This is a genomic window from Phaeodactylibacter xiamenensis, assembly GCF_965229835.1.
In the GTDB taxonomy this organism is placed as follows: domain Bacteria; phylum Bacteroidota; class Bacteroidia; order Chitinophagales; family Saprospiraceae; genus Phaeodactylibacter; species Phaeodactylibacter xiamenensis.
Map to the genome: position 1 here is coordinate 3,130,291 of NZ_OZ245931.1, position 21,026 is coordinate 3,151,316.

Consider the following 21,026-nt stretch of genomic DNA (forward strand, 5'->3'; position numbering starts at 1 on the left):
AGTTTGAAAATCGAAGAGTAGAAATTGGCTTCTACTCTTATTAACTTCTTGTAACTTAGCCAACTTACCTGTATAAGCAGTAAAAGCGATCCATGCAACGATTATTGGGGGTGTTTTTTTGTGTAATAGTTGCGATAGCCGGCACCAGCCAGCAGCCTGATAACGAATTATTCTTTGACCACCTCACCATCAGTGACGGTTTGTCTCATAATACGGTGCATTGCCTGCTTCAGGATCGGTATGGCTATATATGGGCAGGCACCCAGCACGGGCTTAATAAATATGATGGCTACAACTTTGAAGTTGTTCGGTCCCTCAATGAAGAGGAAGAAAACCTGGGATTGTTCGGTGCGAAAATCACTGCCTTATATGAAGACCGCAAAGGCAATTTATGGGTGGGGACGAGTAAGAATGGCATCTACTATCGGCCGGTTCACAATGACCGATTTATCAGCCTAAATCAGGACTCTGCTTATATATTTATTGCAGACCACGAGATTACCTCATTCCTGGAAGATCGGGAAGGCCAGATCTGGATCACAACGATTGAAGGCGGGTTGCTTCAGTACACCCCTTCAGACGGTACGACCCGCCATTATACTCAAGCCAATAGCGGACTCTCCAGCGATGTCGTTTTCGATATCAAAGAAGACAAATATGGTACAATTTGGGTCGCTACAGCCGGTGGGGGGCTCAACATACTTGGTGAAGACCATCGGTTCCAGCTGAGCCACCCCATGCTCCCCAATCACCCCAATATGAGTGGTTACCGAAAAAAGCTCCTGCTGGACGATGAGTATTTATGGGTGGCCACAGAGGGGACCGGTCTGTACCGTATGGATACGAGAGATCGTACCTATCTCCACTTTGCCCCGGGTCTTGAAACGCGCTCCCTAAGCTCTAACGGCGTAAGAGATATCTGCAAAATGCCAGATGGTACTGTTTTCATTGCCACAGATGGGGGTGGGCTTAATATTTATAGTCCTGATACAGAAGAAATAACTGAATACAGGTATCAGGTAAAAAACAAAACGGGACTGAACAGTGACGCGCTATATTGCATAGAAAAAGACCGGACGGGAAATATCTGGATCGGAACTTACAACGGAGGCATCAACATCTATAAACCCTGGAAAGTCTGGTTCAGGCAATTTGCACCGGGAATGACAGGCAGCAAAACCCTCTACAATCGCTCTATCCTCGCTCTGGCCCAAACCCATGACAGTGTAGTATGGATTGGCAGCGATGGGGGCGGACTCAACAGGCTTACCCCGGAGCACAGCCAGTTTATTATACCTCCATTCAGGCATCAGCCAAATGACAAACGCTCCATTGCCGGAAATGTAGTGAAAGCGCTATTTGAGGATAGCAGAAACCGGCTCTGGGTAGGCTTATTCGGAGCAGGGCTTGATCGTTATAAGCCAGAAAGTCAAACCTTTGAGCATATACTTGGACCGCCTTATAGCGTCTGGTCCATTGCAGAACGCCAAAACGGTGAATTGTGGGCGGGCACTATGGGGGAGGGCATCGTGGTGCTAGATCCGGAAACCCTTGAAAACCAATACCTTCGCCACGAGCCCGGCAATCCCAAAAGCCTGGCGGACCTCAACGTCATGGCCGTTTACGCAGACCAAAGCGATCAGATATGGGTAGGCACGACCGATCAGGGGCTTGACCGCTGGGTGGAAAGCCGTAAGGAATTTGAACACTTTCGCTATAACCCTGAAGACCCCTATTCGATCAGTAATAACGCCATCCGGAGCATTTTTCAGGATAGTCAGGGTAATCTTTGGATCGGCACAGAGGGGGGAGGGCTCAACCAATGGTTGGGCAATGGCCGGTTTAAGCGGATAGGGCAAAGTCAAGGATTAGTGGCTAATAGCGTTATGGGCATTACTGAAGATGAACGGGGCATGATCTGGGTGACCACCTTTGAGGGTATCAGCCGCCTCGACCCTAAAACCATGGCTTTTCAAAACTTTGACTTCCGTACCCCCCAGAACGCCAATCAGTTTAATCAGTCTGCTCTGCTCGCAGCAAATAACGGACGGCTCTTCTTCGGGGGAACTAATGGACTCAATACCATACAAACTGACCAGTTGAATACCGAAGCTTTTGCTGGCACCGTCATCCTGACCGATTTTAAAATTTTCAATCAGACGATCAAAGCCGGGCAAAAGGTAGATGGCCGGGTAATCCTGGAGCGCCCTATCGAAGAAGCAGAACACATACAACTCAGCTATCTCGATAAATCCTTCTCGTTCAGCTTCTCTGCTATTGATTATACCAACCCAATGGATTATCAATACTCATTTATCATGCAGGGATTTGATGATCAGTGGCAGGAAACAGAAGCTGGCCAAAACCGGGTAAGCTATACCAATTTAGACCCGGGGGATTACACCTTCAAGGTAAAATATCAGGAGCAGATGGCGTCGATCAACGTACATATTCAACCTCCTTTTTGGCAGACCAACTGGTTTCGGGCATTAGTATTCCTCCTATTCATTGGCTTCATCGCTGCTACCATATACACCATACTGAAGCGAAAGGAGGCTGCTCATAAGCGAGCATTATTACGGTTAAAAAACGAAAAACTGGCGGGTGAAATAGAAGCCAAGACCTCCAAGCTCATGTTCTCAACGGTACAAATGGCTCACAAGAACGAAATTCTTACCGGCCTCAAAGATGATTTGCTAAAAGTACAGCAGCAATCGGGCGCCCCGTTGACCAGTGTGGTCAGAAAACTTGATGCCGAACTCCGCAATGAAGACCATTGGAAAGATTTTGATATTTACTTCAATCAGGTAGATCAGGATTTTTTCCAGTCCCTGCTCGCCAAACATCCCGCTCTGACCCAAAATGACTTGCGGCTGTGCTCCCTGATCCGCATCAATCTGAGCACAAAGGAAATTGCTTTTCTGCTCAACATATCGACCCGGGCAGTGGAGCAGGGCCGCTACCGGCTTAAAAAAAGACTGGAATTGGGCAAAGAAGAGGACCTTAACAAGTATATCACCGGGTTTAAAACAACAGACTAAACCTACACTTCTGCTTTTCAGTTCATTACAAACCCTTAAAACACGGTGTTCTTACAAGATAATATTGCCTGTAGTAGGTTTGTCGTAGTGTAAAATTGCGGAAAATGGATAGGCTTTTGGATCATTGGGCTTCAGAAAGTGAAAAAACAAACCACGATTATGAAGCAAAATACCATACTCTATCAATTTGTCATTTTGGTGCTATTGATGTTGGCCTCAGCCCATCTGAATGCACAAACCAGAATCAGCGGGGTCATCACGGATGCCGATTCGGGTGATCCGCTAATCGGAGCCAACGTCCTGGTTGTCGGAACAGCAAATGGCACAATTGCCGATATCAACGGAGCCTACGTGCTAGTGGTCAGCGATACCGCCAGGCAATTACGTTTCTCTTACACCGGCTATGCTGATCAAACCATTAATATTGATGGCAAGACCGTAATTGACATAGCCTTAACTTCAGGGGAGACATTGGAGGAAGTGGTGGTGGTTGGCTACGGCCGTCAATCCAAAGCAAAGCTGACCTCAGCTGTTTCCACTGTGGATGAAGAAACTCTAAAAAAGCTGCCGGTGGCTAATGTCAGCAATGGGCTGGAAGGCCTGGCGGCAGGCTTGTTTGTGCGTCAGGGGAGCGGAGAGCCCGGCTTTAGCGGGTCCTCTTTTGAGGTGCGTAATTTCGGTAGCGCCCTGGTCATTGTAGATGGGTCTCCGGGCAATATTGATGAGCTCGCCCCCAATGAGATCGAAAGCATTACCGTTCTGAAAGATGCAGCCGCAGCCTCCGTATACGGGGTACAGGGGGGCAACGGCGTGGTCCTTGTCACCACCCGGCGAGGCACGATGGGAAAACCCAAACTGAGCTATGACAATCAGTTTACCTTTACGTCATTTACCTCCTATCCAGACTTTCTCAATTCCGCTCAGCGCGCTACCGTGCTCAATGAAGGGCTGTTGAATGCAGGGCAGGCTCCATTTTATACAGAAGACGAAGTGGAGACCTTCCGTTCGGGGTCTGATCCTATCAACTATCCCGATACAGATTGGAAAGCCCTGATGTTTAACGACTACGGCTTTCAGCAGCGCCACAACCTCAACCTTAATGGCGGTAGCGAAAAAGTAAGGTACTTTGTATCTGCCAGTTTTCTGGACCAGGGCTCCAACTACACGGAGGACGTCCTCGGGTATCAGCAGTTCAACCTACGGTCAAACATCAATGCCAATATCACCGACAATCTGATACTGGATTTCAGGCTGGCCGGGCGGCGCAGGCTCAATGAGGCCCCCGCGTATTCAGCGTTCAATATTTTCCGGGAATTAAGCCGTGCCCTTCCAACCGATCTGGCTTACTATCCAGATGGCACCCCCGCGCGCCCCAGCTTCAGCCCCAACCATATCCTTGAAGGCATTCGCGACTTCAACGCCGGCTACTACCGGGCCCGGAACAACAATATCGATACGAAGCTGTCCCTGCAATGGGATGTCAATCAAGTACCCGGCCTTAGCATCAAGTCTTATGGCTCCCTGGTCTACAATACCAACTTCGCCAAGGAATGGGGCAAAAGCTATGAGCTCTACACCCTGAACCGCCAAACCGGGGAGTACGATGCTTTTACGGCCAGCCCGGAAGGCTCATTTAGCGAAACCGTGCTGACGCAGTCCACTGGGTTTAACAACCACTATGTCGTGCAGCAGTCCATCAACTACGACCGGCAGTTTGGGCAGCATAGCGTTTCGGCTCTTTTACTCGGGGAGCTGCAAAATAACAGTGGACAAAACTTCTTTGGCCGGCGGCAGGATTTTCAGTCTACCCTTATTGATCAACTTTTTGCCGGATCGAATGAAAATAAGGATGCCAACGGTGGGGAGTACCGGGAGAACCGTTTGGGCCTGGTAGGCCGCCTGAGCTATGACTACAAGGCGAAATACCTGATAGAGTCTTCTTTCCGCTATGACGGTTCTTCACGTTTTGCCCCCGGCCGGGAGTGGGGCTTCTTCCCTTCGGTCTCCGCAGGCTGGCGATTATCAGAGGAAGGATTCTTTGACGGGGCCAGGGGCGTTATTCAAAACCTAAAACTCCGTGCTTCTGTGGGCACAGCTGGCAATGATGGCACCGGGGCGTATCAATGGCTGTCCGGATTTGTCTACGATGGTTTCTTCGCCATCAACGAAACAGCCATTCCCACTATCAACAATACGGCTTTGCCCAACGAAGACCTGACATGGGAAACACTGACTACTTATGATGTCGGTTTCGATGCCGCTTTTCTGGACAATAGCCTAACGGTATCCTTCGATTATTTTTACCGCGACCGGACTGATGTACTGGCCTTTGCTTCTGGCAGTGTGCCAAGTACCCTGGGGGTTGGTCTGGCTGCCCAAAATTTGCACGCCTACTCCAATGAAGGCTTTGAGGTATCCCTCAATTACAATAAAAAGGTAAACCGGGACCTCACACTGGGTGCCATGCTCAACTTTTCCCGCGCCAGGGAAACGGCAGTATTCATTGACGAGGCCTTCTTTGAAGATCCCTTTATGCGGCAAAACCTAACGGTAACAGGTGGTTTTACTAACCTTCGAAGAGGCTATATCTCAGATGGGCTGTTCCAAACACAGGAAGAGATTAACCAAAGCCCCATACAAGACGGCAACGAGAATAACAGCCTTCAACCCGGAGATGTCAAATACGTAGACCTTAACGGCGATAACATTATTGATGTCCGTGACCAAAGGGTATTTGGTGATGGCGATAAGCCCGCGTTGAACTATTCCCTAAATCTATCGGCCAGCTATAAAAACTTCGATTGCTCTGTGCTGCTCACTGGTGCTGCCGGTTACGACATCTATATTGATGGTGAAGCACAAAGCCCCCTGCGAAACGGCTTCAATGGTTACACCTACCAGATGGACTACTGGACGCCCGAAAACACGGATGCAGCATATCCGCGCATTACCGATGGAGGCTTTAATGACAACAACTACCGATATTCAGATTTTTGGATGCGCGACGGCCGCCACATTCGCCTGAGGAACGTCAACTTAAGCTACTCCATTCCCAAATTGCTCCTTGAAAGGCTCAGAGGGTTTGACGAAGTCCGGTTATTCGTGACCGGTCATAATTTGTTTGTCCTGAAAAACTTTGAGGAAGAGTTTGATCCGCAGATGCAATCTTCCGTGGGCTGGTACTATCCTCAGCTTCGGTCTTTCACCTGTGGAATCAATCTGACACTTTAAAACTTAGCCAAAATGAACCGCAATACTTTTCTACTCCTACTGCTTACTTTATTTTTTGTTGGCTGTAGTGACGATTACCTGAATCAGCCCCCGCTAGACCGGATCACCGACAGTGACGTCTGGAGAGATCAGGCACTAATGGATGCTTACATCTATAAGATCTACGACGACATGCCATGGGACTACCTTAAAGACTTTGGGGGCGGTGCCGGATTTGGCGCTCACCGGGAAATTCTTTCTGATCTGGCGCGCAGTACTTATGCCTGGACTCCAGCCTCCAATACTTTCCGGCCCGGCAACTGGGGGACTGCCAACAATACCTGGCCATTGGACTGGTGGGGGTATTTTAACATCTGGAAAATCAACTACGCGCTTCAAAACATCGAAGCCGTGGGCCAGGATGTCCTCACCCTGGAAGAGCGGGACCACCGCTTAGGCGAGCTGTACTTCATGCGGGCATACTGTTATTTTGCAATGGCGAAACGCTACGGTGGCGTACCCATCATTCTGGAGCCTCAAGACCCTAATACCACCCCGGAGGAAGAATATTTCCCGGAGCGGGATACAGAACAAGCTGTATATGATCAGGTTTTGTCGGACGCACAGTTGGCATTTGAACTGCTGCCCCACCGCTGGAATGGGCTGAAAGGTCGGGCTGGAAAATGGGCGGCAAAAGCATTGGAATCCCGCGCAGCACTATATGCAGGGAGCATTGCCAAATATGGCACTTATGATATGGACGGCCTGGTAGGCCTGCCGTCTTCTGATGCCGAAGCCTATTATCAGCAGGCGCTGGATGCCTCAGCAGAAATCATTAATAACAGCGGGCATACCCTTTTCAACCAATACCCGGACCCTGCCGAAAACTACTACCGCCTGTTCGTTGATGAAACCGAAGATGAGGCGATCTTTGTAAAAGTCTGGCTCCCTTTCGAAAAAGGGCACTCCTATGACTTGTACAACACACCATACAGCTACCGGGTCGACTGGGGCTCAAGCATGTCCCCATCCAAACAACTGATGGATAGCTACGAAATGCTTAGCACAGGGCTCCTACCTGATCAGGAAGGTTCAGGGTACGACCCTCAGGCTCCATTTGACAACCGCGACCCCCGCTTCAAAGGGACGCTGCTCACCGATAACGATGTATTCCAGGGTTCCCGCATTGAGACCTGGTATGCTACCGAAAGAAATGGCGAGCTGGATACCAACACCGGAACAGGTATAGGCAAGGATGGCATGGGAATCCATCCCGATGCCACAAAGACCGGAGCTTATGTAAGAAAATACCTGAATGATGGCTCCTCACCACTACTCATTCAGCAATACTACTCGGGACAGGACTGCATCATCTTCCGGCTGGGAGAAATTTACCTTAATGCTGCCGAGGCAGCTATTGAGCTCGGGCTGGAGGAAGAAGCTCGGAGCTATATTGAGCCCATCCGCACGCGTGCAGGCCTGCAGCAACACCTCCGCTTGGAGCCTTACTCAGGGCTTGAACTTAGAGACCGTATCCGAAACGAAAGGAAAATTGAGCTGGCCTTCGAAGATCAGCGATACTGGGATGTAAGACGCTGGCGTATTGCAGAGGAAGCGCTGAGTGTCCAAATTATGGGCATACGCTCACTGCGCCATGTGGATGATCAGGGACAGGAGACCTTCACTTATGAAACCATTGTAGCCGAATCTCAAAAGATGAACTTCTTCCCCCGTCATTACTACTTCCCCATCGGACAGGGCCGGGTAAATAATAACCCCAAGCTCATCGAGAACCCTGGCTACTAACCGGCAGGGATAGGTTTTTGTAAACTAAAAAATGTAACAGCATGATCAAAGCAATAAAATTTCAACACGGGCTTCTATCACTCTTTGCGCTGCTGTTTTTGGCAGGCTGCAACAATGATGATGACTCTGTAGCTGTCCTGCCTCCGGACAGCGAACAGGCCGCATTCACCTACACCCCCGACCCTGAAAAACCCAACACTTTAACCTTCACCGCTTACCCTGAGGTAGAAACCTGGTACACGCACTGGTCATTTGGTGATAACACGGCTGCTGAAGGAATGGACGCTACCAAGACCTACCCACTCAGCGGAGAGTACGAGGTGCGGTTTAAAATATTTACCGAGGGCGGCACGGCAGAAAGCTTCCAAACGGTTTCAATTGAATCAGACCTCCTGGGACCTAACCTGATTCAAAACGGGGAATTCGAAGGAAGTGATTCCTGGACTATATTACCTATCTCAGATGGCGTAGAAGTCGCGTTCGAAAATGGGGCTGCATCCTGGTCCGGTGGTGGCTGGGGACAGCAGGGTGTCTACCAGGCTATTGAGGTGGAAGCCAATCAGGTTTACCAAATCAATATGGAGGTCACTTGCAACGGGCTAAGTGATTCCTGGTTTGAAGTGTATGCAGGAAAAACAGTGCCCACCCCAGGCAACGACTATACCGACGGCGGTATCCGGCTTGGCTTAAATACTTGGGAAGGCTGCGGTGGCGAACCGTTTGAAGGCCTATTCACGGCTTACAGCTGTAGCGGGGAAGATGGTACGTTCCAGTTTACCGAAGGAGGCACCGTGTACCTGGTCATCAGAGGTGGTGGGGCAGACTATGGTACCAATGGCGTGACAATAGACAACGTATCAGTGCGTGGACTTTAAGCACACCTGGAAATAGTACAAACATTTATCATAAACAGCAGGCACCATAAGGCCTATGCCCTAAGGTGCCCCTGCTCCTACTATGCCACTACGCAACGTCTGCATTATACCAGACCCGTTAATGACTTATTCATCAATTATCAATCAAACCAAGTAAAATGAAAAAACTACTACTTACGGTATTACTTTCTGCAGCACTGACCGCAGTCCTGACAGCGCAGGTCAATATCACCATTGAACTCAACACAGCCACCATTGACATGATTGACCCCGGAGGGCTTTATATAGCAGGTGGAAGCGGTTTTGGCTCGCCTGGAGATAATGAGCTAACGGATCCGGATGGTGATGGCATTTATAGCATTACCCTACAGCGGGAGGTCGGCTTTTCCAGCTTCTACACCTTTACAAATGGCAACTGCGGGGACTACAGCTGCAAGGAAAACATCGCCGGGCTACCCTGTAGCGATCCTGCCAACTTCAATGACCGATTCCTGCCACCCGTATCTGCGGATACCACCATTCTTGCTTGCTTCGGCACCTGTGACAGCGATGGAAGCTGTACTATTGTTACGGACTCCATCGATATCACTTTCCATCTGAACACGGAAAATATCGAGATGATTGACCCCTCGGGTATCTTCCTGGCAGGTGGTAACAATTTCGGTTTTCCGGGCGACAATCCAATGATCGACCCCGATGGCGATGGCATTTACACCATTACCATGCGCAGGCCAATGGGTTTTGCCAGCTACTACACCTTTACAAATGGTGCTTGTGGCGACTGGTCCTGTAAGGAAAACCTAGAGGGGCTGCCCTGTGGTGACCCCGACAGCTTCAATGATCGGTTTCTGCCAGCGACCCAATCGGATACCACAATCATGGCTTGCTTTGGCAACTGTGCGAGTGATGGCTCCTGCCAGGTTACCAGTACAAACGGAGTAACTGTGGATAAAACGCTTTTTGAGTTGTACCCCACTTTGGCAGCAGGTTTTACGCAGCTGGCCTTTAGTGAGCAGGCTGCATCAATGGAGAAAAATGTACAGGTCGTTAGCGTGGCAGGGCAAGTGATGGAAACGCTCAACACCGCGCACCAAGCTTTCTACCAAATAAACACCACTGACTATGCCACAGGCCTGTACTATGTACGCGTCAATACAGCAACCGCTACCTATACCCGTAAATTTATCGTACAGCGCTAACGCAAACTATTGAATTGAGCTTTAGAACCAGGATGGTTATTCGCCATTAGCCACTCTCAGGGATATGGCGAATAACCTCCTTTACGTGAACTATTTAATTATCAGGCCTTCATAAAACTTACTTCCCAATGAATCTTAAATTAACCTCCTTTGCCCTTTGCTTTTTTTGCCTCACCCTGCTCAGCCCAATGGCCGGACAGCACCTGCTGAGGACACATGGACAGGCCATCGTCAATGAGAACCAAGACACTATACTCCTCCGTGGCATGGGGCTCGGCGGATGGATGGTACAGGAAGGGTATATGTTGCAAACCTCTGGTTTTGCCAACCCACAACATGAGATCAGAGCGGCTATCGAAGCCCTCATTGGGGAAGAACAAACCGACCTGTTCTATGAAGCCTGGCTGGCCAACCACGTCCGGAAACCAGATATCGATTCTCTAAAATCCTGGGGTTTCAACTCCATCCGGTTGCCTATGCACTACAATCTATTTACGCTGCCTATTGAAGAAGAGCCAATACCCGGCGAGCAGACCTGGCTGGACAAAGGCTTTGAGCTTACCGATAGTGTCATTTCCTGGTGTGCCCAAAACGAGATGTACGTTATCCTCGATCTCCATGCCGCGCCGGGAGGGCAGGGGCAGGACGCTGCAATTAGTGACTATGACCCTACCAAACCTTCTCTTTGGGAAAGCAAAGACAACCGCGACAAAATGGTCGCCTTGTGGAAAAAAATTGCCGAGCGATACGCTGACGAGCAATGGGTGGCCGGTTATGACCTACTCAACGAGCCCAACTGGGAATTGCCCGGCAATGTGCTGTTGCGGGAGCTGTACGAAGAAGTTACAGATAGCATCCGCACCGTAGATACCACTCACATGCTCATCATCGAAGGCAACTGGTGGGCCAATGATTTTACGGGCCTTACACCACCGTGGGATGACAATATCGTTTATTCTCCTCATAAGTACTGGTCAAATAATGATGTAGCGACTATGCAGTGGGTGCTGGATATCCGGAACACTTATAACGTCCCACTCTACCTTGGAGAGAGTGGAGAAAACTCTAATGTATGGTTCCGGGATGCCATCCAACTTCTGGAAGACCTGGGCATTGGCTGGGCCTGGTGGCCTATGAAAAAAATTGAATCCATTTCCGGTCCTCTTTCAGTGGTCAAAACCGAGGAATACCAATCACTGCTGGATTATTGGAACGGTAATGGCCCTGCCCCTGATCCGGCATTTGCAGCAGCCACACTTATGGAAATCACTGAAGGGCTGAAAACGGAAAACTGTATACTTCAGCAAGATGTCATTGACGCTATGTTCAGGCAGGTGCGCTCTGATGAAACGGTACCTTACCATCAGCCGCATACCATCCCCGGCGTTATCTACGCCACTGACTTTGATATGGGGGTCGTTGGGGAAGCTTACTACGACAAAGTAGTTGCCAACTACCATGTATCCACCGGCAACTACACGGCCTGGAATAATGGCTGGGCTTACCGAAACGATGGCGTGGATATTGAACCCTGCTCAGATACCCTCAATACGAATGGGTTTCATATTGGTTTTACGGAAACAGGGGAATGGATGCAGTACGAGTCGGATGTAATGGAAAGCGGGGTATATGACATCCACCTTAGGGTCGCTTCCGGAGGTTCCGGTGGCAGGCTGCACTTTGCTGCCGATGGCACTGCCATCACTCCAACCAGCTTCATGCCTCCAACCGGTGGATGGCAAAACTGGGAAACGGTTGTTATCCCCAATGTCATCCTTGATAGCAATGCCCAAAAAATCCGGCTTTATATTGATGCTGCCGGCTTCAACATCAGCAGCTTCGAATTCGTAGGCACAACGCTTGCTCCGGCAGAGGTGTTCACTCGGTTTATGGAAGCCTCCACTGTAGATGAGTACACCATAAAAATGAACACCAACAAAGCTATGAATGAGGCACTGCCGGCTGCGCCCAGCGGTTTTGAGATACATGTAGACGGAAATAGTGTGCCCATTACTTCGGTGAAAATCGACCCGGACAACCATAAACAATTCCTCTTTTCGGTAGATTATCTTCTGAAATCAACAGAAGACATCCGGATATCTTACAGTGGAAGTGAGGTGATGGCTAATGATGGGGTTGCACTCAGCCCTTTTACCCTCGAAAAAGTTAAAAACAATCTCCCATTCGTTCACCAATTGCCTGGCCGGGTCGAAGCGGAAGCTTTCCGTGTGCAGCAAGGCATCGAGCTCGAAGAAACTACCGATCAAGGGGGCGGGCAGAACATTGCTTATCTTGACCCTGGTGATTATCTAGACTACGAAGTCAATATCACTACTCCGGGAGCCTATCAGGTTAGCTACCGTACGGCATCTCAATTTGGCTCCGGAGGGATAGAGCTGCAGCTCATAGATACAGCAGGAAATGCTTTCGTCATTCAGAATGCAAGTTTCACTCCAACGGGCGATTGGCAGAGCTGGTCTACAACTCAGCAAATGGCTGACCTCCCCTCAGGGCGCTATACGCTCAGAGCACGGATTACAGCCGCTCCTTTCAACCTCAACTGGATGGAGTTCAGCTTAGGCACTACCTCTGTCCAAGAAGAATTGGACGAAACGGCAATTGTTTTCCCAAACCCATCTGAGGGCATGTACCAGTTACAACTGAATACACCGGGGAAGCAAGCAGTGCGCCTGCAAGTATACGCTGCAGATGGCCAGGTCGTTGTAAACCGGCCTCTCCCAAAAGCAGCGCAAATTGAAGAAACGATATCCCTTGGTAGCCAGCCAAGCGGTTGCTACTATCTATTCATCCGGTTTTCAGATGGCACTGCCTGTTCAAAAACGCTGATCAAGCTTTAACTAGCCAACAAAAAGGGGGGGGATTGCAGGGGAATTGCGGTGGGCTCTGAATGGCTCAGCACTGCTCTTGGGGACTGAGCCCATTTTGCAAGTCTGCGAAAAAACAGCCTCAGGAAAAGCCCCTTCTCAGCTTTTACGCCCCCCTTCAATAAGATGAAATCTAACTGATCACTAACATCAATTGCAATGAAGTATGTTTTAACCATGGGGGTTGTTGTCTCCTTAAACTTAACCCTCTATTTAGGGCATCAAGAAACGAAAGACAGCCATACAACCTCTGTCTGGAAGGTAGATTTCTTTGACGACTTTGATACATTCGATCCGGAAAACTGGCAGGACCAGCAGATCTGGGTAAACAATGAAACGCACTGCTATGTCCCCGATGGAGAATTCGGCACCCGGGAGGTGAGTGATGGCACATTAAAATTAAAGGTCGTCAACATCGGAGAAAAGCGCCCCTGCGACAATTTGGACAAATACGGGAAACAGCACCCCGATACAGAGTTTGTCGCTGGCCGCATCACCTCAAAAAACCGCAAAGAATTCATTAAGGGAAGATGGACTGCCAGACTGAGGCTGTGGAGCAACGGAGAAGCCAGCATGTTTCCCGCCTGGTGGATTTTGGGTGCCCAAAACAATGAGCCACCCGTTCAGGAGGAAGATGAAAATGTTTGCTGGCCTATGACCGGATCTGGTGAAATTGACATTTTCGAACACCACGGTGACCATCAAAAGGACCACTTTACCACGGGAGCGATAAAAAGCCTGGGAGAATGTGATAAAGGTGACTGGTGGAGCATGCGCAAGGGCGTTGATGCTACGCTAAACGAATATCATGAGTATGCCGTAGAATGGGAAGGCAGTGATCTGGTCTACCGCCTGGACGGCAAAGAAGTGTACCGCAATATTGGGCAAGGCGACAACTATCCGGAGCCCATGTTTGCGATTTTGAATTATGCAAAGATTACCGACTCTCCAATGGAGGGGGAGTGGACGATGGAGGTAGATTGGGTAAAGCATGAATATAAAGATTAGCCAGGCCATTCTATTACGGAAGAGCCGCGCTGATACATTTTTAGTCTCATACACTAATTTTTTGTTCTTATGGCTGGGGCTGTATATTGGACAGCCCTATGCCATGAGGGCTTTTGTGCCCTAACGCCTTCGGAGAAGGCTAGCTGAGAGAAGCGCTTCTCACAGCCATATCCAATCCAACCGCCTCATTCGCCTCTGCCGCACGGGTAGCCCTAACAATACTTTTATCCAGCTTTCTGCAAAATGATAATACCAGTTAAGCTATGCCACGAATTGACCGGGCAAGCCTGAGTAGTGGCCTCTATCTCTATCGCATCCAAACCGATGATAAAAAATACTGGCTGGCAGGTTGCTTGTCCGCTGATTTGGCAGGGGCATGACCTCTGCCTGACTAAACCCCAATTTTACCAGGGGGCATGATTCCCGTCCTTAAACACCTGATGTATGGTGAGGCACAAGCTGTCTGCTATGGGCATGGCTTGTGCTTTTCTTTAGAGAGGGGCTGTCAGAAAGGACTTGGGAAAGCGGATTGGGCTGCGCCCCTTCCGCAACTGGTGGAGATTCAAAGCCCTCCACAGCCTCCGCCTGACGGCGGTGGGCTGTTTGTATTTCAGCCACTTACGAAAGTGAACTTTCGACCTGCCTGAAATGCAAACAGCCCCTTCGCTGTCGCGAAGAGGCTGTGAAGTGCTTAGAGGTTGGGAGCGGATTCGAACCGCCGTACGAGGTTTTGCAGACCTCTGCCTAGCCACTCGGCCACCCAACCCTTTGCCGCTATATTTTTAGCGGACTGCAAATATAAAGCTTTTTTCAAAAGCACCCAGCTTTTGGGCACTAATTTTATCCTTTGTTTGAGAACACTAGAAAAACGGCGGAACGGAGCATAAAGTTTCCCTTCCGCTATTCTTTTTTAACGGACGAGGTAGATCTCTCCGGAACGCTCAATAAGGGTGCCGTCTGCCTGCTCGATACGGAGCTGATAGGCGTAGGCACCAATATTTAAAGGCTCCGTACCACGCAGCCCGTCCCAGCCTTGATCGTAATCCTGGGATTCAAAGACGAGCCCGCCCCAGCGGTCAAATATCCGAAGGCTGTAGGCCAATGGGGTACCGAACTGGAGGTAGGGGCGAAAGATATCGTTTACGCCATCGTTATTGGGAGAAAAGGCATTGGGGACATAGACCTTGGCCGTCTGTATTGCACAGGCAAGGTTCGAGCGGCTTTGGAGAGCTATCACCGTGTCTGTACCGACTTCAACCATGGTTTCTGCCTCCACGAAGTAGCAGGCCTGAGCCTGATCCGGGTCGCTGAGGTCTACCTCATCGGCGGTAGTCAGGGTGTTGGAGTCGAAGAAGCCCAGCTCTATCGGCGCACCAGCTTCCAATCGGAAGACCCGGTAGCCCTGAAGGGTGCCCTGCCCGTTGGTGTATGGGGTCCATTCCAGGGTGTTGATGCCGTTTTGGCCCTCTGCTTGCAGCCAGATCGTTGCAGCGGTATTGGAGGTCATCTCCACCCCACAGGCATCCGTGGTCAGCACCTGATAGGAGTAGGACTCAGTGGAAGGGTTGATACCCGCATCCGTGTATGTATTTTGATTGCTGAGTGGCAGAACCGGAGGCTGCGTAAGCAAACCGGCAAAATTGCTATTAGCACCGGCCCGCTGCAGGGTGTAGCTGTCAATGAGTGCATTATCGTTCCAAAACCATTGGAGCTGTACTTCGCCATTCATAACGGTGGCATTGGCCATCACGAGGGTTTCCACCGGGTCGTTGATCATGGCGGTGGCGCAAACCGTATTCGACCGGGCTTGCTGATCTCCATTATTTTGAATGGCAACGATGGAAAAACAATACTCACGCCCGTTCTCAGTGGTTTCGTATTGGAATTCGGTTTCAGCCCCATCCACCGTCCCGGCCAAAGCCCAGGAAGAACTATCGGCAGCTTCGAAAATCCGGTACTCTGCCACGCCGCTATTCCATCCGATGTAAGGTGTCCAGGAAAGCGTCACATTGCGGATGCAGGGGTTGTCGAAGTCACTGGCTTCCAGCAAAATGGTCGAATGGGGTGCAGCAACAATACTTTTATTGCCGCAGGGGTCAATCGATTCAATGAAGTAGGTTTCCTGCTGAGCGCCCGGGCTTGCTCCGGTATCCAGATAAGTATTGCCGGAAAAGACGGTATCGAGGACCACCGAGCCGACTCCATCTACCTCCCGGGAAATGATGTAGCCCACTACTTCCGGGGACGGGCTGTTCGCCCAGTTGACGACCACGTCCCCATTCTCTACAGAGACAGACTGTAGTACCGCCGGGAGCGGAATAAGCGAATCGAGGGTATCAGAAGCCACCACCGGTTCTCCGGGGCAGTCGGCATTGGTTTGCAAGTAATAGTACCAGGTGCCGGCCCCAGGCGAATCATGGTAGAAAAAATCAGCGGCAAGATCTGTGACGGAGGCCAGAAGGGTGTAAGGCCCGTTCTCGTTTTGGCTGGCGTAGATTTCATAACTATTAACCGGGCCGCAGTTGACCACCGGCAGGTCCCAGCGCAGGGTATCGTTGCTGACGCACAAAAACCCGGGCGGGGCGATTTGCGCCGAAAGGGAGGCCCAGGGGCCAAGAAAAAGGATTATCGCTATCCATCCATATTTACTGCGCTGCTCTGATTCTTTGTTCATACTGTTCTTCTAGTTCGTTCATGGGATACCGGCGTTTAAGCGCATAACTCAACGCCATGCTCCCGCCAATTTTCTTATCGTAATAGACCAGCCCTATGCCTTCCGCATAAATTTCACGGCCGCCGTATTCCTGTTCAAAAACACCTTCCTTGTCATAAGAGAGCAACTCCCGGACGTCGAAAACCACCGCATCATGATTCTCTCCCAGTGCCTGCACCACGGTGTCTTTCAAATAGCGCCGGTTTTTGACCAGCGTGAGTACCGCTCCGCTGTCCTGAGGGGGCGCCCAGCGGATTTTATATAAAAAAACACCCGAGCTGTCCGTCACTTCAAAAGGGAAGGCACTTCCCTGCAACACCTCAACGGCTGTGCGGTTCTGCTGCCCGGAGCTATCGGCCTCTTCTTCGTACAAATAAACATCCTGTACCAGCATACCGTTGCGTACCAGCTCCTCACGCACCAACTGAAGAGGCACAAGGTCATACTCGTAGTAAGTACCGGTTAGGAACACGCCCTCCTCCTGAATAAACGACCGGTAATACCAATAGGCAGGCGTAAGGGAATCCAGGTGTACCGGCTCGTATTCATAAACCAGACCGTCCTCCAGTTCCCGCAGCGGGAAGTAGTAATCACGGATGTCTTTAGGCCCGTTTTCGCGACAGGATGACAGTCCGGTGACGAAAATGACAATAAAAAGAGCTGAAACAAATAACCTCAGATCAATCATAATATGAAAAACAGGTTTTCACCGGAAAAACCCGGAAAAAGCAAAGCTTGTCTGCTATTAATCAACGCTTTTATCAACCTATAATTATTTCATTCTGTTTATTTTGTATGTGCCAAAATGGCACGGTTAAAGGTAATGGTACGATAAATGCAGAGGAAGGACCAAGATCATCCGGCTACCCGCCCAACAGATGCTCTAAACGCCGCAAATATATTTATCTTTGCGCCACAATAAAAGACTAACATTGGAAATTTTCTCATATGTTTAATGCTATAGCAAAATCCATTAAAAAAGTGTTCGGCACCAAGCAGGAGCGAGATGTCAACACGTATATGCCTGTCGTTGAAGAGGTTAACGAGGCTTTCGAAAAGCTCTCTGGCCTCTCCAACGATGAGCTGCGGAATAAGACGCAGGAATTCCGCACCCGCATCGCCGAGCACCTGGCCGGTATCGACAAAGATATTGCGGAAGCCCGGGCCGAAGCTAACGAGGAAGAGGAACTGCATCGCAAGGAAGCGCTCTTCGGAGAACTGGACGAGCTCAGAAAAGACCGTGACAAGCACCTCGAAGAAATCCTGAAGTCGATCCTACCCGAAGCTTTTGCTGTAGTCAAGGAGACTGCCCGCCGCTTTTCAGCCTCCTCTGAAATACGGGTCACAGCTACCGGGCACGACCGGGATATTGCAGCGGACCCCAAGAAAGGCTACGTCTCCATCGAAGGAGATCAGGCAGTCTGGAAAAACAGCTGGATGGCTGCCGGTGGTGAAATCACCTGGAATATGGTGCACTATGACGTACAGCTGATCGGTGGTATGGTCCTGCACGATGGCAAAGTCGCAGAGATGGCAACCGGTGAAGGTAAGACCCTCGTGGCTACCCTCCCGGCCTACCTCAATGGCTTGTCCGGGCAGGGCGTACACGTTATCACCGTGAATGATTACCTCGCCCGCCGTGACCAGGAATGGGTCGGCCCTATCTTCGAATTCCTGTTTCTTACCGTTGACTGTATCGATAAGTACCGCCCGCATTCCGACGAGCGTATCAAAGCGTACAAATGCGATATTACTTACGGTACCAATAATGAATTTGGCTTCGATTATCTACGGGACAATATGGTGCGCTCCATTGACGAGAAAGTACAGGGCAAGCACCACTTCGTCATGATCGATGAGGTCGACTCCGTACTGATTGATGACGCCCGGACTCCCCTGATCATCTCCGGACCCGTCCCTCAGGGTAGCGAAGACCAGGAATATGTGAGCCTGCGCCCTTTTGTAGAAAAACTCATTGCTGCACAGCGCAAGCTGGCTACGGAGTACCTTGCCGAGGCCAAACGCTTGTTTAAAGAAGGTAAACTAGGCTACCAGGAAGGAGAAGCCGGGATGGCTCTCCTGCGCGCCTACCGCGCCCTGCCGAAGTACCGCCCACTGATCAAATTCCTGAGTGAGGATGGTGTAAAGGTAGCCATGCAAAAAGCTGAGAACTTCTACATGCAGGAGCAGTCCAAAAACATGCACCTTGTAGATGAGCCGCTCTACTTCACCATAGACGAAAAGAACCGCAACGTTGAGCTGACTGAATTCGGCGCAGAGTACCTCTCTCAGGGCACCTCTGACCCCGAATTCTTCATCATGCCAGATATAGCCACTTCTATGGTCGAAATCGATGATAATGATTCGATGACCGAAGAGGAAAAGCAGGAAGCCAAAACCAAACTTAGCCAGGATTTCTCGGTCAAGTCCAAGCGCCTGCACTCCATGAGCCAGCTGCTGAAAGCCTACACGCTCTTTGAGAAAGACCAGGAATACGTAGTCATGGACGGGCAGGTGAAAATCGTGGACGAGCAGACGGGCCGTATGATGGAAGGCCGCCGCTACTCTGACGGATTGCACCAGGCACTGGAAGCAAAGGAAAATGTAAAGATTGGTGATATCACCCAGACTTACGCCACCGTAACGCTACAGAACTACTTCCGGATGTACCACAAGCTATCTGGTATGACGGGTACAGCAGAGACGGAGGCCAGCGAGCTTTGGGAAATCTACAAGCTGGATGTGGCCGTCATTCCCACCAACAGGCCAATCGTCCGGGACGACCGGGAGGACCTGATCTTTAAGACCGCGCGGGAGAAGTTCAACGCAGTGATTGATGAGATCGTCAACCTGACGGAGCAGGGCCGCCCGGTACTGGTGGGTACAACCTCCGTGGAGGTATCCGAGGTCCTGAGCCGGATGCTGAAGCTCCGCCACATCAACCACAACGTACTGAACGCCAAGCAGCATCAGCGCGAGGCAGAAGTGGTTGCCGAAGCCGGTAAGCCAGGCAATGTCACCATTGCCACCAACATGGCCGGCCGGGGTACGGACATCAAAATCGGGCAGGAAGTAAAAGACAGTGGTGGTTTAGCTATTATTGGTACCGAGCGCCATGATTCCCGCCGGGTAGACCGGCAGTTGCGCGGTCGCGCCGGCCGTCAGGGCGACCCCGGTAGCTCACAGTTTTATGTGTCGCTGGAAGACAACCTCATGCGCCTCTTCCAGTCCGAGCGCATTGCCAAGCTAATGGACCGCATGGGCCACGAAGAGGGCGAGGTCATTCAGCACTCTATGGTGACCAAGTCTATTGAGCGGGCGCAGAAAAAGGTGGAAGAGAACAACTTCGGTATTCGTAAGCGGCTGCTGGAGTACGATGACGTAATGAACATTCAGCGGGAAGCGATCTACAAGAAACGCGACAATGCTCTTTCCGGTGAGCGCCTTTCCGTTGACGTCAATAATATGTTTGAGGGCATGCTCGAAAACCTGGTGGCTACCCACCGGGAAACGGGCGACTTTGAGAGTTTCCGCCGCGATGCTCTTGGCGTTCTGGGCATGGACCCCAAAATGGATGCCATCGACTTTAAGGAGGCACCCGAAACAGAAGTTAAGGAGCGGTTCCAACAACAATTCGACGAGTTCTACGACCGTAAGATGACTCAGATTACGGATGCACTGATGCCCTTCTTCATCGAGAAGCATGAGGAGAAGAATCAGATTAAGCGGATCGTGATCCCATTCAGTGATGGCCGGACAAAACCCATGGCTGTTACCGCAGACCTGGAATCTGCTATAACCACCAAAGGCAAATCAATCCGCCGGGACATTGAAAAAGCAGTCACTCTTGCCATTATTGACGAGCGATGGAAAGAACACTTGCGGTCTATGGATGAGCTTAAGGAATCTGTTCAGGCAGCTTCCTTTGAGCAAAAGGACCCGCTTGTGATCTACAAGATGGAGGCTTATAATTTGTTTGAGCAGCTCATCTTTGAAATCAACGAGCAGGTAACGTCTTATCTTTCAAGAGGTACCCTCATCTTTGCTGATGGCCGGACCCTTGAGCAGGCACGCGAGCAACGGACAGACCTTAGCAAAGTCAAAACCAACCGGTCTGCGGAGGAACGTGCGGCAAGGGCAGCTGCTGAGGGCGTGAGCCGCCAGCCCAAGCCTCAGACTGTGGTTCGCAACGAAAAGAAAGTAGGCAGAAACGAGCCTTGTCCCTGTGGCAGTGGCAAGAAGTACAAGCATTGCCATGGCAGATAAGCCTAGTTAAACCTTACTGACGA

The 21,026-nt window shown here is 50.4% G+C and carries 11 protein-coding genes and 1 tRNA gene; 9 read left to right on the forward strand and 3 right to left on the reverse strand.

The window, feature by feature from the left end:
- The first annotated feature begins 92 nt into the window (after positions 1-92).
- From ACO08I_RS11535 to ACO08I_RS11570, 8 genes are all read left to right on the forward strand, one after another.
- Positions 93-3,041 (forward strand): ligand-binding sensor domain-containing protein, encoded by a 2,949-nt coding sequence (locus ACO08I_RS11535; protein ID WP_421949380.1) that lies wholly within the window; start codon positions 93-95, stop codon positions 3,039-3,041.
- A gap of 159 nt (positions 3,042-3,200) precedes the next feature.
- Entirely contained in the window at positions 3,201-6,272 is a 3,072-nt protein-coding gene (locus ACO08I_RS11540) for a SusC/RagA family TonB-linked outer membrane protein (protein ID WP_421949381.1), read from the forward strand.
- 12 nt (positions 6,273-6,284) lie between these two features.
- On the forward strand, positions 6,285-8,057 hold the full coding sequence (locus tag ACO08I_RS11545) for a RagB/SusD family nutrient uptake outer membrane protein (RefSeq protein ID WP_421949382.1): 1,773 nt from the start codon (positions 6,285-6,287) through the stop codon (positions 8,055-8,057).
- Positions 8,058-8,098: 41 nt separating this feature from the next.
- Positions 8,099-8,932, forward strand: a complete 834-nt coding sequence (locus tag ACO08I_RS11550; RefSeq protein WP_282782562.1) for a PKD domain-containing protein — start codon at positions 8,099-8,101, stop codon at positions 8,930-8,932.
- A 158-nt stretch (positions 8,933-9,090) separates the two neighbouring features.
- Positions 9,091-10,131, forward strand: a complete 1,041-nt coding sequence (locus ACO08I_RS11555) for a T9SS type A sorting domain-containing protein (protein WP_421949383.1) — start codon at positions 9,091-9,093, stop codon at positions 10,129-10,131.
- 128 nt (positions 10,132-10,259) lie between these two features.
- Positions 10,260-12,989: a carbohydrate-binding protein gene (locus tag ACO08I_RS11560; protein WP_421949384.1), complete on the forward strand. Its 2,730-nt coding sequence runs from the start codon at positions 10,260-10,262 to the stop codon at positions 12,987-12,989.
- A gap of 186 nt (positions 12,990-13,175) precedes the next feature.
- A complete protein-coding gene (locus ACO08I_RS11565; protein WP_282782557.1) occupies positions 13,176-14,024 on the forward strand; it encodes a glycoside hydrolase family 16 protein in 849 nt (282 codons plus the stop codon).
- A 263-nt stretch (positions 14,025-14,287) separates the two neighbouring features.
- A complete protein-coding gene (locus tag ACO08I_RS11570; RefSeq protein WP_421949385.1) occupies positions 14,288-14,404 on the forward strand; it encodes a T9SS type A sorting domain-containing protein in 117 nt (38 codons plus the stop codon).
- A gap of 315 nt (positions 14,405-14,719) precedes the next feature.
- Here ACO08I_RS11570 and ACO08I_RS11575 read toward each other — a convergent pair.
- The 3 genes from ACO08I_RS11575 to ACO08I_RS11585 form a co-directional block, all read right to left on the reverse strand.
- Positions 14,720-14,790, reverse strand: a tRNA-Cys gene (locus ACO08I_RS11575).
- A gap of 144 nt (positions 14,791-14,934) precedes the next feature.
- Positions 14,935-16,698: a gliding motility-associated C-terminal domain-containing protein gene (locus ACO08I_RS11580; RefSeq protein ID WP_421949386.1), complete on the reverse strand. Its 1,764-nt coding sequence runs from the start codon at positions 16,696-16,698 to the stop codon at positions 14,935-14,937.
- Positions 16,670-17,425: a hypothetical protein gene (locus tag ACO08I_RS11585; protein WP_282775227.1), complete on the reverse strand. Its 756-nt coding sequence runs from the start codon at positions 17,423-17,425 to the stop codon at positions 16,670-16,672. The genes ACO08I_RS11580 and ACO08I_RS11585 overlap by 29 nt, the downstream gene beginning before the upstream one ends.
- A 260-nt stretch (positions 17,426-17,685) precedes the next feature.
- On the opposite strand from ACO08I_RS11585, the gene secA reads away from it, so the two are divergent.
- Positions 17,686-21,003 (forward strand): preprotein translocase subunit SecA, encoded by a 3,318-nt coding sequence (gene secA, locus ACO08I_RS11590; protein WP_421949387.1) that lies wholly within the window; start codon positions 17,686-17,688, stop codon positions 21,001-21,003.
- Positions 21,004-21,026: the final 23 nt, after the last annotated feature.